General features: G+C 47.0%; 15 protein-coding genes. 5 read left to right on the forward strand and 10 right to left on the reverse strand.

All coding sequences use genetic code 11. The annotated features are described in order from the left end of the window. Positions 1–526: 526 nt before the first annotated feature. Together OJ16_RS16270 and OJ16_RS16275 are read right to left on the reverse strand one after the other, a co-directional pair. Positions 527–1,066 carry a GNAT family N-acetyltransferase gene (locus tag OJ16_RS16270; protein WP_040992292.1) on the reverse strand — a complete coding sequence of 180 codons (540 nt, stop codon included), beginning with the start codon at positions 1,064–1,066 and terminating at the stop codon, positions 527–529. 29 nt (positions 1,067–1,095) lie between these two features. Beyond that, complete coding sequence (locus tag OJ16_RS16275; RefSeq protein ID WP_040992293.1) at positions 1,096–2,259, reverse strand: MerR family transcriptional regulator; 1,164 nt, start codon at positions 2,257–2,259, stop codon at positions 1,096–1,098. A gap of 244 nt (positions 2,260–2,503) precedes the next feature. Between OJ16_RS16275 and sodC the strand changes: the two genes are divergently transcribed. Further along, positions 2,504–3,016, forward strand: a complete 513-nt coding sequence (sodC, locus tag OJ16_RS16280) for a superoxide dismutase family protein (RefSeq protein ID WP_040992294.1) — start codon at positions 2,504–2,506, stop codon at positions 3,014–3,016. 137 nt (positions 3,017–3,153) lie between these two features. Here sodC and OJ16_RS16285 read toward each other — a convergent pair whose 3' ends face one another. Next, positions 3,154–4,041, reverse strand: a complete 888-nt coding sequence (locus OJ16_RS16285) for a LysR family transcriptional regulator (RefSeq protein WP_040992295.1) — start codon at positions 4,039–4,041, stop codon at positions 3,154–3,156. Positions 4,042–4,170: 129 nt separating this feature from the next. On the opposite strand from OJ16_RS16285, the gene OJ16_RS16290 reads away from it, so the two are divergent. Then, positions 4,171–4,602, forward strand: coding sequence for a PACE efflux transporter (locus tag OJ16_RS16290; protein ID WP_040992296.1), 432 nt, complete (start codon positions 4,171–4,173; stop codon positions 4,600–4,602). A gap of 91 nt (positions 4,603–4,693) precedes the next feature. Here the strand turns inward: OJ16_RS16290 and OJ16_RS16295 are convergent, their stop codons facing one another. The 4 genes from OJ16_RS16295 to gshA form a co-directional block, all read right to left on the reverse strand. Continuing rightward, on the reverse strand, positions 4,694–6,163 hold the full coding sequence (locus OJ16_RS16295) for a glutathione synthase (RefSeq protein WP_040992297.1): 1,470 nt from the start codon (positions 6,161–6,163) through the stop codon (positions 4,694–4,696). 83 nt (positions 6,164–6,246) lie between these two features. Continuing rightward, positions 6,247–8,115, reverse strand: coding sequence for an ABC transporter ATP-binding protein (locus OJ16_RS16300; protein ID WP_082030263.1), 1,869 nt, complete (start codon positions 8,113–8,115; stop codon positions 6,247–6,249). Beyond that, positions 8,108–9,928, reverse strand: a complete 1,821-nt coding sequence (locus tag OJ16_RS16305; protein WP_040992298.1) for an ABC transporter ATP-binding protein — start codon at positions 9,926–9,928, stop codon at positions 8,108–8,110. The genes OJ16_RS16300 and OJ16_RS16305 overlap by 8 nt, the downstream gene beginning before the upstream one ends. A gap of 137 nt (positions 9,929–10,065) precedes the next feature. Further along, positions 10,066–11,694 (reverse strand): glutamate--cysteine ligase, encoded by a 1,629-nt coding sequence (gshA, locus tag OJ16_RS16310; protein WP_082030264.1) that lies wholly within the window; start codon positions 11,692–11,694, stop codon positions 10,066–10,068. Between the two features lie 455 nt (positions 11,695–12,149). On the opposite strand from gshA, the gene OJ16_RS16315 reads away from it, so the two are divergent. Then, complete coding sequence (locus OJ16_RS16315; RefSeq protein WP_040992299.1) at positions 12,150–12,896, forward strand: phosphatase; 747 nt, start codon at positions 12,150–12,152, stop codon at positions 12,894–12,896. A 136-nt stretch (positions 12,897–13,032) separates the two neighbouring features. On the opposite strand, the gene OJ16_RS16320 is transcribed toward OJ16_RS16315, so the two are convergent. Both OJ16_RS16320 and OJ16_RS16325 read right to left on the reverse strand, forming a co-directional pair. Continuing rightward, positions 13,033–13,416, reverse strand: a complete 384-nt coding sequence (locus OJ16_RS16320; RefSeq protein ID WP_040992300.1) for a SpoIIAA family protein — start codon at positions 13,414–13,416, stop codon at positions 13,033–13,035. Between the two features lie 146 nt (positions 13,417–13,562). Further along, positions 13,563–14,219, reverse strand: a complete 657-nt coding sequence (locus OJ16_RS16325) for a Bax inhibitor-1 family protein (protein WP_040992301.1) — start codon at positions 14,217–14,219, stop codon at positions 13,563–13,565. A gap of 238 nt (positions 14,220–14,457) precedes the next feature. On the opposite strand from OJ16_RS16325, the gene OJ16_RS16330 reads away from it, so the two are divergent. Beyond that, on the forward strand, positions 14,458–15,117 hold the full coding sequence (locus OJ16_RS16330) for a CatA-like O-acetyltransferase (protein ID WP_040992302.1): 660 nt from the start codon (positions 14,458–14,460) through the stop codon (positions 15,115–15,117). A gap of 104 nt (positions 15,118–15,221) precedes the next feature. Here the strand turns inward: OJ16_RS16330 and yidA are convergent, their stop codons facing one another. Continuing rightward, positions 15,222–16,031 (reverse strand): sugar-phosphatase, encoded by an 810-nt coding sequence (yidA, locus tag OJ16_RS16335; protein ID WP_040992303.1) that lies wholly within the window; start codon positions 16,029–16,031, stop codon positions 15,222–15,224. Positions 16,032–16,374: 343 nt separating this feature from the next. Between yidA and OJ16_RS16340 the strand changes: the two genes are divergently transcribed. Further along, on the forward strand, positions 16,375–16,950 hold the full coding sequence (locus tag OJ16_RS16340) for an AcfA family outer membrane beta-barrel protein (protein ID WP_040992304.1): 576 nt from the start codon (positions 16,375–16,377) through the stop codon (positions 16,948–16,950). The last annotated feature ends 8 nt before the right edge of the window (positions 16,951–16,958 follow it).

Consider the following 16,958-nt stretch of genomic DNA (forward strand, 5'->3'; position numbering starts at 1 on the left):
TCAGATTTAGGTCACTAAATGGAATGAGCGCACCACGCGACGAAATCCAATTCATCTTATCCCTATCCGCAATTTGCCGACCAAGACTGTCGTTTTTTCTCAAAAAACTGTTGTTAAGAAACAAAACACATCATTCGGTTCCCCTCGGCCTTTACACAGCTTTACCTCGCTTGACGTTAGGTTACCTTGCAACCGCTCAAAATCGCGGCGCGCGGCGTGCGACGCGGGAGTCGACTTTCATCTGATTGACAATCAACGGCAAACGCTTTTTACCGTTGATGATATTGGCTCTACGCCAGAGGAACTGTCAAAGCACAGCATTTGGTTTTGTGGACCATTAGGATTTGGTGACGCGCTAAAACGCCAACTAAAAGCGAAGCGCTTTCAGTTGAGCCATTTTCACTACGAGCTGTTTAATTTTAGATAAGCCATTGAGGCCAATTATAATAACCAACCACCGATCCAATAAAGGCGCTCAAATGAGCGCCTTCGGTTTCCATCATCCCTGACGAATCAAGTGATCAGATTACCAGTACTTTTGATCATTCAAAGCCGAAGCACACAGCGTTTCGCTCTCAATGGCAACCAACTCGCTACCATCTAGTTTTTGGCCTAACCAACCATGCGGATAGCTCAATACCAAAGGCGCTTTTACCTGTTCTTCCATAATTTGAACAAAACCGACTTTGCCGTAAAAACGTGGGTCACCGTAAGTCAGCACCAACTCCACACCTTGTTGCTTTAGCGTGTCTAAACCAAATTGAATCAGCTTTTGCCCCACACCTTGACCTTGTGTTGCCGTCGCAATCGCCGCAGGCGAAAGTAAGTAAGCATTGGTGGTGTTGGATTGGAAGTGGAACTTAGTAAAGATCACACAGCCCAGCAGCGTTTCGTCTTTGCTAGCACCGACAATGACCATTTCTTCGCTGTCGGTCGTTGCAACGATTTGGTTGGCTAAGTCACCAATCATCACGCCTTCATCAACGCCTTCAGAGTCAGTGAACGTATTTTGGAATAGCGCTTGAATTTGCGCTTGCTTCGATAAATCTAAAATTGAGAATTGCATTTTTTTTCACTTCTTTATAAAAAGGCGAACTACGCCTTTTGTAAAATAAACATTTGGTAATCGAACTCGCCATTACGCTGCCGATAAGCCTTAATTTCTCGTTCGATGTCTTTTATGGCTTGTGAGCCTGACATCTGCTCTTTTAACGACGCAACTTGTGTGGCTAATGGTTGATAGTAGGCTTCCCATGCCGCATCGGTGATAGGAAAAGAATCGATTAACTGATAACCCGCTGCTTTAGCCTGCGCGATGCGCGCCTCAACCGTGGTCATATCAGGGTATTCACTCGACCAAAACGCTTGATTATCGGCACTAGGGCTGTCGGTTGCCCAAACAAGATCGCTTAACACCATAACGCCACCGTCACTCAAAAAGGGCAACCATTGTTTAAAGGCATTGTTCACCCCCATGATGTACGCACTGCCTTCTGACCAAATAAGATCAAACGACTGAGTCGCATAGGGTAAATCCGTCATACTCGCACATTCAAAGCGAACCTTATCCGCATAGGCTTGATGCGTGGTCTGCAATTCTGAAATGGCATCAGCATCGTTATCAATCGCAATAATTTCTGCGTCACACTGCTGGGCAAGAACTCGAGTGGCAATACCAAGCCCGCAGCCAACCTCTAAAATATGCTTCGCTTTAAACGGGACTTTTTGCAATGCGGTAAGGCTATCAAACTCACTGCCCGGGCCGCGCCTTTCAAGCGCATCAAACACGCGATAAAAGTCAGCCATGTAAACCTCATGGGTATTCATATCTTTAGATAACCACCGTAATCGTTGTGCATCGGTTTCACTAAAACCTTGTTTGATTAACCAATCAATGTGCGCATCTGGCGCGACTTTATCGAGCATTTCATGCCAATCATTGAGTGATCTTTCACCCAATAATGCGGCCAATAGATCTCGTGACTGCTGCTTCTGCGCGATGTCTTCATCCAATTGAGCCAATCTTTCAGAGAGCAACTGACGTTCAATTTTGACTTCCAAGCACGCTTTACATTCTTTCAGGGTAAGGCCACCACTTTGCAGTTGCTGGACCAACCTTAAACGTTGTACGTCCATATCGCTGTATAGGCGATAGCCATTGTTTGAGCGTTCACCACAAATCAGGCCCAGCTTCTCATAGTAAAGTAGCGTGGTGCGAGAAAGCCCAACCCGCTCACCTAACTCTGATATTCGATACACAGCGTTCTCCTTCTCACCCCAATCGCTTGATTATGCGCTTGTCATTTGAGCCTATCGTAAACTGTAGAGCTATAGACAGGTCAATGATTATTTCAAGCATTTTTCATTTACACAGTGACCGGTGTCTCTCACTCGAACCTCTCACCATGAAAAACACCCTATTTCACAGCAGTTGTGCATTTCTTCACCATACTTATCCATTCCAACGTCATGCTTCTACTGACTCAATAAGGACATTCATCCCATGAAATACACTCTATTACTTGCTGCGCTTTGTGGCGTGTCATCACTGGCTATCGCTGACGAACTTCGCGTGGAAATGATTGATTTGAATAGTGGCGATTCTGCCGGAACGGTCGTCATTAGTGAGAGTGAATACGGCACCGTATTTACCCCGCAATTAAAGGGGCTAACCGCGGGTGTGCACGGATTCCATGTTCACACTAATCCATCGTGTGACAGCGTAGAAAAAGAGGGCAAAACAGTATTGGGCGGCGCTGCGGGCGGCCATTACGACCCAGCAGAAACGGGCAAACATGGCTTGCCATGGACCGAGGATAACCACCTCGGTGATCTACCCGCCCTTTATGTCGCTGAGGATGGCACCGCCACTCAACCAGAATTAGCGCCTCGAATTAAGCTCGCCGATTTAAGCGGTCGTGCGTTGATGATTCACGCCGGTGGCGATAATCACTCCGATCACCCCGCCCCATTAGGTGGCGGTGGCGCGCGAGTGGTGTGTGGCGTGATTAAGTAAGTTTATTTGCCATGCTGCAATATCAGTGCTGCGGCGTCAGTCACAGCGCTGAAAAGAGCAGAACGCCGTTACACAACAGTGAAACAAAACCATTAAACGTTCCTCTAAAGACTGGCGCTTTGTGGAACGTTTTTCGGTTACAAACGGCCAGCAAAATCGTTTTGCAGAGCGCCAAGCAAACTTTCTAAGACCGGCCCATGGGCATGGCTTCGTGACACTAAACACCCCGTAATCGTCAGCCAACCATCTTTCTCATGCGCGACAGGCAGCTGCATCAACTGGCCTTGTGCAATCAATGGAAGCGCCATTTCATCAGGAATTAACGCCCAACCAATGCCTCTGCACGCTAACTTCGCCAGCATTTGATGGCTGTTGGCGTACCAAAATTTAGAGCTTATTCCATAACTAAACCACAATTCTTTATGCGTTGCGCTGCGGTGCACGATTTGACGATGCGTTTTTAAATCGGAATCTCGCACTTCTTTCAATTGTGCAAGTGGGTGTTCTGGCGAAATAACGTTGAGAAATCGGGTTTGTCCAAGCGTGAAGAAATCCATGTCTTCTCTTAATTCACCGTCTGCAAAAATAATCCCGACATGGGCTTTATTGCTGCGCACCAACTCTTCGACATCAAAGGTAGAAGCGGTCATGACATCGAAATGCGTAATCGGAAATTGCTCAGCCATCCGCGACAATACATCCAATAAACTGTCGGTAACCAAACACTCATCAATGGCGATAACCAATTCATTTTCAATGCTTTTATCTAACGACTCGACCTTCTGATCAAAGTACTGCTGCTGGTTAAGAATCGATTTAGCGATCGGCAACAAAGCGTGGCCGTTGGCAGTTAAACGCGGAATGTTTTTGTCCCGCGTGAAGAGGTCTTGGTTGATCGCCAATTCTAGATTGGCCACTGATTGACTGACCCCCGATTGAGCACGCTTTAACTTACGTGCCGCCGCAGAAAATGAACCGCATTCACATACTGTGACGAAGATCCTCAGTTGTTCAAAACTGTACATAGCGCCCCCCAATAAATATCGCCATCTTGAAGGTATCACGAAGTGTGATAGCTGTTAACTTTTGTTCTAATTATAAATCGGCATAATCAGCCCCTCTTTAGAAACAACAACATTTAATGGGGACACTTTGTGGGGCGATTAGAACGTATCTTTCACGCGATTACTTTTGAAGTCTTAGCCGTATCTTTATCGATCATTGGCTTGGCTATTTTTACGGATCACAACATTCATCATCTATCAGGAACAATGATAGTTGTGGCAACCATTGCGATGATATGGAACGTTGTCTTCAATTGGGTATTTGATAAATTTGTGCCGGGACAAAAAGAAAAACGCACGTTAAAAACACGCATTAACCACGTGCTGTTATTTGAAGCAGGCTTGCTGTTTTTCACCGTCCCTGTGATGGCATTTATTCTCAAGGTCGGTCTTTGGGAAGCCTTCGTCATGGATATTGGTGTCACCATATTCATTACGATTTATGCTTTCGTATTCAACCTCACTTATGACCACTTACGTGCGTATATTGTGGCAAAAAGATCGCCGATGCTTGCCAATTAATGTCTCGCTAACCATTCTATTTTGCATAAAAAAACCGAGTAAGCACTGCCGCTTCACTCGGTTTTTTACCATTTAAGGTTGAATTGATTCACTAATCAATCAGGGTTAATGAATCGAGAATGCCTTGCCCACTGTGGATGCCACCTTCGTTTTCACTGGCTGGTTTACTGCGGATGAGATAACCCGCATAGCCATTCAGTTCCGTCACTGGCTGACCTTGATAGTGCGCGGTAAATAAACCAATCTCACTCACCAAATCGCTCACTAACGTTTGCTGACTATCACGAACGGCGACCGTTGGCACATCACGCTCATGCGGGTATAAACGCTGCATCAACGCCCAAGCGTCATATTCTTCAGGCTTTAATTCCGCCAACTTTTCAGCAATATCATCACCAAAAATGCAATGACCGCCGCCTTCACCCTGGTTTTTCAATACCCACTGATCTTTGTTTGCTGAGGTGGAAAACCATTCGATAACGTCAGCACTCACCGGCTTCATTTCCGCCAGAACACTTTTGACTAAATTGGCTTCATCCAACGTTAAACCCCATCGCAGATACTCTTTTGCATCCATCATGGTGAGCATCATTTGCATCGATTTACTGGTCGCTAATTGCTGACTGATCGTCGCGTTCACGGCGACGTTATGCTTTTCAATAAACACACGAATCTGGCTGAGGGTATAACAGCACTCCGCTTCATTAAGCTCTGGGGCATAGTAATCGCTGTATTGATAACCGGCGCGTAAATACACCACATCAATGCCGCCCACGCCGTCTAAAAGCAGACGCTGCTCCTCTCCCGTAGACAACTGCTTGCTAAGCTGTTCAAACGTACGACGTACAGTGCGCACACCTTGCTTTTGCAGCTCTACTTCCAATAAATGCTGGTCATACACATTGTCTTCGTTCTTTTGTACCACCATCAAAAACGTCGGCTTACCCGCCTCCGCGTATTGGGTTTTAATCGCTTGCGCCGAAGCCGTAATGCCCAACGCCAGTTGCTCTAATCCAACGTTATCGGCTTGTTTGCTTAACGGGTCTTCGAGCCATTGCTGGTAAACGCTGCCCCATTGCTCACTCATGTATTGATGCAATTGGGTCGCGCGCTGACCAAAGGGCCCCATGCCCGCGGCGATACCATTAAACTCAATCACTTTAGCCCCTTGCTCGCGATCATCCATAAAATCGGTTCGCATAAGTAGCAAGGGTTGACGCGCCGGCGCTTGGTGCTCGCCATTACGCGTATTTTTATCACCATGAGCCTGTTGATGAAGCATCATTAAGCTGCCAAAAAACGGATCAGCTTTCGCCATATCACTGAGCGATGCTTGTAGAAAGTCGTGATCTTCTGAAACCCCGCTAATCAATTTAGCGATCAATGGTGTGACGGTCAGTAGGTGCTGATACACCTCGCGCTCCATCGTGGTTGGCGCAAGGCTAAATGGGCAATGACGAGCGGTGTTGTCCGCTTGACGGAACGCGACGCCATGCATAATGGCCCATTCACACGCGTCTTCAATTATTTGCTGAGAAACGTATTCATTTTTATTGTTCATTGTATTGTTCATTGGGTTCTACTCTTAAAACTTTTTGACTTAACCTACGGTCAATCAAAGGCCTAAGTGGGCCTGATACCGAGTTAGGCGATCGCGCTGGCTAAACCGAGTGAGCTATTGAGGTGCTCACGTTCTTCTTGTGCTTTTTGAGCAAGATACAAATCACGATAATCCCCTGACTGTTCAATCAGTTCATCGTGTGTCCCATTTTGTACCACCTTGCCCTTATTCATCACCAAAATCTGATCCGCGTTTTGGATAGTGGAAAGACGATGCGCAACGGTAATGACCGTTCGACCCTCTTGAATTTGATTTAATGCCTCTTTTACCGCTTCTTCAGTATCACTGTCGATATTGGCGGTCGCTTCATCCAACAAGAATACGTTCGGATCGTGTGAAATCGCGCGCGCTAAAGCAATCAATTGTCTTTCGCCCACTGACATCGATGAGCCACCATGTCCGGGTTGGTGGTCATAACCATTCTTAAGACGTTGAATAAAGCGATCGGCTTTGACTTTTTGCGCCGCCACGATGCCTTTGTCTCGATCAGGCGTACCACGCGATAACTCAATATTTTCCAATAGTGAACCACTAAAGATGATTGGGTCTTGTGACACTAACCCAAACATCTGGCGCAACTGGACTTCGGGTAACGACGCTAATGGTTGACCGCCAATAAAAATCTCACCTTGTTGATGCGGATAAAAACGCATTAATAGATTGATGATAGAACTTTTTCCGCTACCTGTATGGCCAACGATCGCGGTCACTTGTCCTGCTTTGGCCGTAAAACTCACATCAGAGAGGACTGGGTGGGCTTCATCATAGCCCATCGTCACGTGACGAAATTCAATGTCGTACTGGTCGATCACCGGCTTCGATTTTGCCACCGCGTTGCCTGTTTGAGCCTCATCATCCAATAATTCAAAGATTCGCTTTGAAGAAACGGTGGCGACCTGCAATTTACGCAGCTCCATCGACAATTGACGGAAAGGGTCAAAAAAGCGCTCGATATAGTTCAAAAACGCATACAAGGTGCCTATCTCAACCGCCGTCTCTAGTGACACACCAGCAAACCACGCAACAATCCCAACCGCGGTTAAGGTGGAAACCAAGCGGGTCAACGGCAACAACATCAAGCTATCAATCGCAATCGATTTAGCGCGGAATGCAAACCAGCGCTGATTCTCTTGCTCAAATTTGGCTTGAAACGCTTTCTCCTGACGAAACGCCTGAATCAATGGCATGCCTTGTAAAGACTCATTGATTTGACCATTGATGAGGCTGACCTGATCACGAATGCCATCAAACACCGACATCGAAATTTTACGATATACGTGCATCGTCAGCAGCAGTACCGGAATCAACACCAAGCTGATCAGCATCAAGCGCCAGTCCAATAAAGCGATGGCGATAAAGATAGCGATAATTTTCAAGCCACCTTGGATAATGGTCGGAATGGTAGAAACAAACATGTTTCGTAACGATTCCGTGTCGTTGGTGATGTAGGAAACCAACACCCCTGCCGATAATTTATCAAACACTCGAATAGGGTAATGGAGTACATGGCGGAACAACTGCTGGCGCACATCATTCACCACCAAAAGGGCCGCATGGCGAAAAACCACCGCTTGCAAATAGGTAAAGACTGCGGAAATGATGTAAAACAGCATCACCGCGGCAGACAACCAACCAAGGTGCTGCCATTCAAATTGGTTAGGTACGATCACATCATCTAGAATGATTTTCGCCAGCCAAGGGATCGCCATTTCAGCGCTCACGGCGATCGCCAACAAAATAAACGCACCGATAAAACGCACTTTATGCGGCAAAGCAAACGCGGTTAAGCGCACCAATAACGAAGGCGATTTTATTGCCGTTGACGCCTTGCTTTCGGTTTGAGGGCTCGTCCCCTTCACTTGGGAAGTCTGACCTTGATTTGAATTAGACATTCGCCACCTCCACCATTGAAAGGCGCTCTTCCTTCTTCGCCGAATCTACTGTCACCCCCACAGACTGACCTAATTGGCTTTGACGTTGATAGACCATCGAATACCAGCCTTGCTTAGCCACCAATTGATGGTGATTGCCTTGTTCCACAATCACGCCCTCATCAATAACAACCACGTGATCGGCTTCAATTAAGTTGGTTAACCGCTGTGTCACCAATAACACGGTTTTGTGGCCGTAATATTGTTTTAAATTTTGACGCACGACGACTTCGGTTTTCATATCTAAGGCGCTAAATGGATCGTCGAGCAGTAAGATATCCGCATCAGACAAAAGTGCACGAGCCAAGGTTAATCGCTGTTTTTGTCCGCCCGATAAATTGCTGCCGCCTTCCCGAAGCGGCGTATCAAAACCTTGTGGCATCGCTTCAATTTCATCACGCATCCCCACCATTTCCGCCACTCTCACTATGTCACTCAACTCAGCCAACGGCTTTGCCAATGCGATATTTTCGGCAATCGTGCCCGTAAACAGGTGCGGTTTTTGCGGGACCCACGCTAATTTACGACGCAGTGCATCAAAGGTCAGCGTGTTGATGGCCGTGCCATCAATCCAAATATTTGAATGCGACTCCAATTGAAATTGACGCAGCACCAACTGTAATAACGTACTTTTACCACCGCCCGTTGGGCCAGTAATGCCCACTAATCCGCCATCCGGCACATCAAATTGAATGTTTTTCAATACCGCGGGATTGCCTTGTGCCTGATGATGATCATCGTGCGAAAACGCGTGAATATCGACACGCATGCTTGAGCCAGAGTCGTCCGCGAGGCTCTTCGCCCCTTCAACCACTTCACTGTGTTCAGCAAATAATGTCTCTAAACGCAGCCATGACGTACTGCCTCGTTGAAAGACATTAAACTGCCAGCCAAATTGCAAAAATGGCCCCAATAGCTGCCCAAGATACAAGGTAAACGTGGTAAATAACCCCACGGTAATTTGCCCTTGTTGGATTAACCACGCGCCATACACCAGCGAAATCACAAACGACAAACCGTAAACCAATTGAACCGTCGGGGAAAACGCGGCATCAACTTTGGCAACCGCCAAGTTGGCGTCTAACGTGTCATCCAATGTTTGACCAAAACGACGCTCTTGACGTGAACCAATACCATGAGAACGCACCGCTCGAATGCCCGCTACGGTTTCACGGACTTCTTCATTCATCTCAGAAAACGTCGATTGCGCGCGGCCAAACGCTTTGTGCAGTGACTTGCCATAACGAAAAGTAATGAAGACTAATAACGGGAAAGGCAATAACGCAACCGCCGTCAGCTCGCCATTAACAACCAACACCATACCGAGAATGACGGTGAAGCCGGCAATAAAAGAATCCACCAGCGTCATGATGCCCATGCCCGTCGCTTCTTCGACGGCATTGAGGTCATTGGTCGCGTGCGCCATTAAATCCCCGGTACTGCGGCGAGAATAAAAGCCTGGCGATAATGTCGTGAAACGAGCAAAGAGATCACTGCGCATCACACGGGTTATCGCAATGGATGCGCCATACAACTTGCTTTGCCAAACAAAACGCAAGCCATACATCGCAGCGGCCGACACCACAATGCCCGCAAGGTACGTCATCAGTGTCGATAGGGTTAACGTGCTGTCGCTGATGGCATCAACAATCTTGCCAATCAACCACGAGGGCACCAAATTCAGTAGGGCAACGATCTGCAAAACCACGATCGCAATCATATACTCAGCGGCGTACATTCGAATGTAGCCCCTTAGTTTCCAAATAATGTTCATATATAAAATCAGCAACTTACAATTAGATGCGCATTGAAAAAACGCGCAAATACAACAGGGCGTATGCATCGAACCTCGAGGGTGAATACCACAACGTCTTTGACGTTATGGCATTCGTTCTTGGTCTTCACTCAAACTTATGCGGCTTTCTCACTCGCATCACACCCACAAGGCACATGATTTTTCGCCTCGATAAAAGCATCAAAGCTCACGTCCTGCTGCGCTTCCAGTTGAGCTTGCGCTTGCAGCGATTCCGCGGCGAGAGAAACAAGATTGTCATGCTCATCATCGGCCATCACATGCGAACGATAAGTTGCCGTATTGGCCACCGACAATTGATGAATTACCTGAGCATAGCCCTGTTGATTCGTCTTCATGTCCGTCAACAATCGCGCCGATGGCGTTAAGTCTGGCTCAACAAATTTAGCCCGCTCGCGCTCAATCGCCGTCGTGTAGTCCTGGCAAGCAAACGCATCATCAAATACCTTCGCGACTGAGAACATGTCATCAAGCAGCGCCGAGCCCAGCGCATCAAGAGCCACATCCCCTTGCAATGTTGGTAATCGCAAACCGGGCTTGCGTCCTTGGGTGGCGACCAACTCTTGGCGCTGCATGATCAGTGCGCGCTCTTGATCGCCAATGTCTTCACTGGGTGCTAAGGCACAGTAAGCCAGAAAGAGATCTAAGAACTGGCTTTGCTCAAGACTGATACCCAGAGGCAAATACGGATTGTTATCGAGGCTTCTTAGCTCGATGTATTGCACGCCGTATTGACACATCGCCATCAATGGTCGCAGTTCGTCATGAATGATTTTGGGTCTAACCGATCCATAAAGCTCATTCTCCAACTGCAATACCGACCCATTCAGTTGTTGATCACCCTTTAGGTGAGTATACCGTTCACTCGGCTGGGTCAGCGCGCGATACAAATCGCTCAAATACGCCTGTTTGCTATTGAAACTTGTCGGGTAAGCCGCCTGTTCGCTGCTGTTATACCCCAAATTACTTAAGCGTAATGACGTTGCCCATGGTAGGTAATATGTGTTGTCATCCCATGCTTGCAGTGGGTGCGCTCTCTCCTCAAGATAACTGGCATCGAGCGCCGGTGATGCGCCAAATAAATACGGAATGATCCAACCAAAGCGCAACACATTACGAATAAGGTGAAAGTAGCGTTCAGAAATAAAATCATTCAACGTCTGTTCGCTATTCAACTCACGATGCAACGTTTGCCAAAATGTCTCCGGCAACGAAAAATTATAATGAATGCCAGAAATTAACTGCATGCGCTTACCATAGCGATTGGCTAAGCCTTCACGATAGCGCTCTTTCAATTGGCCCGCGTTAGAGCGACCGAACTGTGCAATCACGATGCTCTCATCACTCGTCACGGCAGGAGGCATACTCGCACTCCACATGCTCTCGCCAAGCGGGAGATTCTCCGCGACGAATTGATGCAACGAGGCCAATACATCGAACGTCGCTTGGCGATCCGTCAGCGCAGGCGTCACTAGCTCTAATTGCGCTTCCGCGAAGTCAGTGGTGATGTATGGATGAGTGAGCGCAGATCCTAATTGACGTGGATGTGCCAATTCAGACAGCTGGCCATTTAATTGAGTGCGAACCAGTTCCCTTTCGATCCCACGGCGAATACCACCGAGTGACGTTTTCACATCCATGCGAGCCAGCAGATTTTGAGCCCGTTCATCGACACTGACCGATGAAACAGCGTGGTTTTTAGGGCGATTGATTTCAGTCTTTTTCATTATTTCTTTCACAGGTATTTTGCAATTGCTCGATTAAGACGAAGGCCAAAAAGAAAAGACGACGAAAAAATAAAATTATTTGTTCCTATCCCCAAACAACTTGAAGATGCAGGTAGGCGACCCGCGAACAAAGCCTCTGAACATAAACGTCTCTGAACTTAAACGCCTCAGCGCATAGATGCGCGATGAGATGAGGTTTGAGAGTGCGAGTCAACACCGCGGCAACGTCAAGTCGGCGGGTATGGGCGAAAAAGGATTCGTTATCCTTGATCCAACAAGCCATCAATTGACCTGATATCGCCTATAATCACAAGCTTAACGATTCAAACAATGACACTTGCTCGTCACATAAATCAGAGACTGTAGGTGACCATGGATTGTTGTTTTGCACGCACGACCAGCGGCCCAATCGAAGAGACTCCGCTATATGTCGTCTTAAACTTCAGGAGAGAACGATGCAAATCGTGGTTGATACACACACTCACACACTGGCCAGTGGTCACGCCTACAGCACCCTTTTAGAAAATGCGGCCGCCGCTCAACGTAAGGGACTAAAAATTCTGTGTACGACCGATCACGCCCCAACAATGCCAGGCGCCCCCCACTATTGGTTCTTCAATAATCAGCGCATCATTCCGCGCTTTCTCAATGACGTTGGGATTATCCGAGGCGTGGAGGCAAACACCTTAAATACCCAAGGTGACATCGATATTCACCCGCAAACCGAGCAGTTATTAGATTGGGTAATCACCAGTTTCCACGAACCGGTTTTTGCTCCCGCCAGTGAAGCCGACCATACCGAGGCTCTGCTCAATGTGATAAAAAGCGGCCGTGTAGATGCGCTTGGCCATCTCGGCAATCCAAATTTTGGGTTTGATATTGAGGCGGTGCTGACTTGTGCGAAAGAGCACAATGTCGCCATTGAGATTAATAACTCCTCGCTACTCGGGCACAGTCGAGCGGGCAGCATTGAATGCTGCGATGCGATTGCACGCATCGGTAAGGAAATTGGCGTGTATTTTACCACCGGTTCTGATGCCCATTTCTGCGCAGATATCGCAAGATTGGATCTCGCCGCGGCACTGCTAGAAAAATACCAAATCGATGAAGAGAAAATCATCACCTCCAGTACCCAACGCTTCTTAAATTTTCTACTGCTACGAGGTAAAGACCCGATTGAAGAGTTTGCCGATCTGTATTGATTCATTGAACGCTGGAAGAAATGCCATCCACCTGATGATTTAATCGCCTCTTACTCGCTCGATAAGAGGCGTTTTTCGGCCGATCAGATGAGTTTATCGCTATGGATAAACTCAGAGGCGAAAGTAAGCTGGATGGCTACTGTTCACCATCCATAAGCCACGCGACCGCTTCGTCATATTCTTCAAACGAACGAATATCGCCGTTAATAAACCAACTTCCGACCTTCGCTGCCCACTCTTGCCAGCCATGCGAACCATACAGCGCGACGCGATCAAATTCAGAACCGTGGCTCATGCCCAGCTTAAAGTCATCCCAAGCCGCTCTCAACTCCCAACCTTCAAATTCGGTCGCGTCAAAAAATACTTTCACCTTAGGTTGTTCAATTTTCGCTAACGCTGCATCCAACATCGGCACCAGTCGTTGATAGTCATCATGGGTTAACTTTCCCACCGCTTTGATAGAAAGAAAAACGTCATCATCGACTCTATCTAGCCCGATAGAAATTCCGTGCTTATTCATTCGTTCACCTCTGTACTAAACCTAGTTCTAATTTAGTACAGATTTGATCGAAGAGAGGTAAAGAAGCGATAAATAAGAACCAAATCGTCAGCAAGCAGAGCCGAAAAAGGTCATCGACAATCGCAGCGCTATGCCCCGAAAACCCTCTATTTGCGCCCCATAATACGCAGAATACGTAGGAACAAATTAATGATGTCCATATAAAGCGCCGCGGCACTATCGACGGCATTATCTAAGGTTTTGGGGATCTGATTCGCGCGCCCCCAGTCATAACCGATGTAACCACAAAAAATCGCCGCGACAGCCCAATCAATCCAAGATTGATGAATGCCAAGCACGAAAACTTGAAACAGTTCAACCACGATCACGACAAGCAGAGCAATCGTTAATGCTCCGGCGATTTTCGCGAAGAAATTTGGAAATAGCGTACCAAGGAACATCATGATTCCCGTGACCAAGCCGGTCACTTGAATCGCCGAGAGCACCAACGCAGGGTCGTATTGGGAGACCACCGTATTGATAATGAGACCAAAAGGCACCACGACAAAGTTATACCCCACAAAACTCACTAATGGGTTTGATGAAGACCTGAATAGATAGATACCGAAAAAACAACTCGCAAAATAGCCGATGAAAAAGACCCAAGGATTGATCGAGGCGATCACTTCAACAGGAATGGCTGACACCATTATCCAGTTAATCCAAAAGCCCCAACACAACACGGCCCCAATGGTTAAATTGTACAAGCGCGCACTGATTTCAGGCTCGCCGCTAAAACGGCGTTCAAAAACATTGTCTTCCATGACCTCTCCCTTCTTTATTGACGATTTCGTTTATGATGTCATCTGTGTTTAACGCAATGTCCAGTATGGTTGAAAAACCATCCATTCACGATAAATAGGTGTAATCCGTTAAGTGGCTCGCCACATTGATGATCCTTTCGGCTGGTTCCCTGCGGTATGACGAATATTTTTGTTCTCTTATCCTCCAGTGAACAATACAATCGGAGCGTAAAAATCATTGAAATCATAGGGAAATAACATGGCGTATCAAGTGCTGGATGTCACCCAATGGGCGCGTGCCGAACACTTCAGGTTCTACCAGGGTTTTAGCCATCCTTGGTATAATATCTGTGCCAATATCGATGTCTCTGCCCTGCACCGCTATTGTAAGCAGCACCATCATCGCTTCTTTCACGCCTATCTTTATCTGACCCAACAAGCATTGAATCAATGCGAGCCGATGGCCTATCGATTGGTGGGCGACGAAGTGCGCATCTACTCGCCGATGCAGGTCAGCGTGGCCTTACTGGCTGCCGACGATACCGTGCGTTTTTGCGATTTAGATTACCAACCTCAATTTGAACAATTTACGGCCAGAGCGACAGAAACCGAAACGCGCATTAAAAATACGCCGTTTATCTTAGAGCAGTTTATCGGCCAAGAGATGAAGCAAGATACGATTCATCTTACTGTGTTGCCATGGATCGATTTCACCAGCATGAGCCATGCCAGAGATGTCAATTTCCCTGACAGCGTGCCAAAAATGGCCTTTGGTAAATTAGTCCAGCAAGGTGAACAATGGCGAATGCCACTGTCGCTAGAAGTCCATCATGGCTTAATGGACGGTTTGCACGTGGGGCAGTTTATTCAAACGTTGCAAACATTATTCAACACGCCGTCATTGCTTGACCCTTGCTAATATTCTTTCCAATACCCACGCAACATGCATTTTTGTCATTAAAAAATCAAAAAAAACGCCCTAACCATGTCGGGCGTTTCGTTCTATTTATTCAATGGACAACATTATGCGTTAAGAATGAATTGCTCAATCGCAACGGCCACGCCGTCTTCGTCATTCGATAGGGTAATGTGATTCGCCAACGCTTTAATATCATCGCTCGCATTGCCCATCGCAATGCCAAGCCCTGCGTATTCAATCATGTGGTGATCGTTACCCGCATCACCCATACAAATCACTTCACTCGCATCAATGTTTAAATGCTCAGCCAACATGGCAACACCGGTGCCTTTATTGCTGTGTTTGTTCATGATTTCTAAGAAAACGGGCGAGCTTTGTACCACGGTATACTGGCTATAGAGATCGGCAGGCAACTGCGCAATCGCATTGCTTAGCACCTCTTCTGGTGCAACCAGCATCACTTTAATAATTTCATCATCATCGGCAAGATCGGCAAAATCAAACACCGAACTGGATATCTGGTTAATGTCCGCTTCATGCTGTGTAATTGGGTTCGCCAGCGGCGTAATCAAACCACGCTCGGTTGAGAATGCATGAATGTAAGTCCCGAGTTCGTCAGCCAATGCCGCGAGGTTTTTGGCATCTAACCCCGTCATGATCTGTTTGCGAATAACCTCTTTGCTTGCCACTCGCTGCACAAGCGATGCGTTGTAACTTAATACGTAATCTTGCTCTGACGTCATTCCTAATTCATCTAGGTAACGCGTCATCCCTTCGAGTGGGCGACCAGAAGCAAGCACCACGTGAACGCCTTTGTCACGTGCCTCTTGAATCGTTTGTTTTGTACGTGGGCTTATGGCTTTGTGCGAATTCAGCAGCGTGCCATCCATATCTAAAGCAACTAATTTGTACATGTTATATTCCGCGGAAGACCAATTATTCAGGCTGAATCTTAATCAAATTTCCGCCCTAACTCGACAACATTCCATAGGCAATCGGTAGAATCATAGCGACATTTGATGGCCATCAACATTCATGGGCTGCTTTCATCATTTGTTACGGGTGAGAGAGCGAACAGACATTCCCTGTCGCGCTTATTCAATGGGATCGAACTTAACCAAAGTAAAAGTGCCAATTTATAAGAATATTCTGACACTTACCCAAGCAAATAAATCACACATACCAGTTAACTAATTGCACAACAGCCAATAGAATACGCTCCCTCTGTCCCAAGATTGATTCTATAAAAAAGATTCTATGAAAAAATACTGTTTGCTTCCTTTGCTCGCGTGCGCATTTCCAGTCGTCTCATCTCCATACGTTGGCTTAGAGGTAGGATTGGCCACTCCACAACATAACATCAAGGTCAATGACCAGGTTGATGGCCTTATATTAAGCCCAGACTCAACAGATCGCTTTGCTGGTTTATGGGTGGGTTACGCCTTCAACAATAATTTAGCACTTGAGCTCGGCTACCAGAAAAATCATCACTATAGCGATAATGACACTGCGCACGGATGGGACGTGGAACTGACGTCGAAACAGTTCTCCCTAGCGCCGGTTTACTCTTGGTCGTTATTCAATAATCGCGATTGGACAATAAAGCTTAAAGCAGGGGCGACCTACACGCAGTATCAATTGTCTGCGAACAAGACACGCAATGACCCACCGTTTTACGCGTCGAAAAGTACCAATGAGCTCGGCGCGATAGGAACGATGGGGTTGGAGTATCATCTTACGCCTAACGTCACGCTCGGTTGCAATCTAAAATACCAAGCAGACAGCTACTCAAGCATGAGTATGATGACCTTTGCAGGCAGCTATTACTTTTAAACGAACGG

The sequence above is a fragment of the Vibrio renipiscarius genome, from assembly GCF_000827885.1.
Classification (GTDB): Bacteria; Pseudomonadota; Gammaproteobacteria; order Enterobacterales; family Vibrionaceae; genus Vibrio; species Vibrio renipiscarius.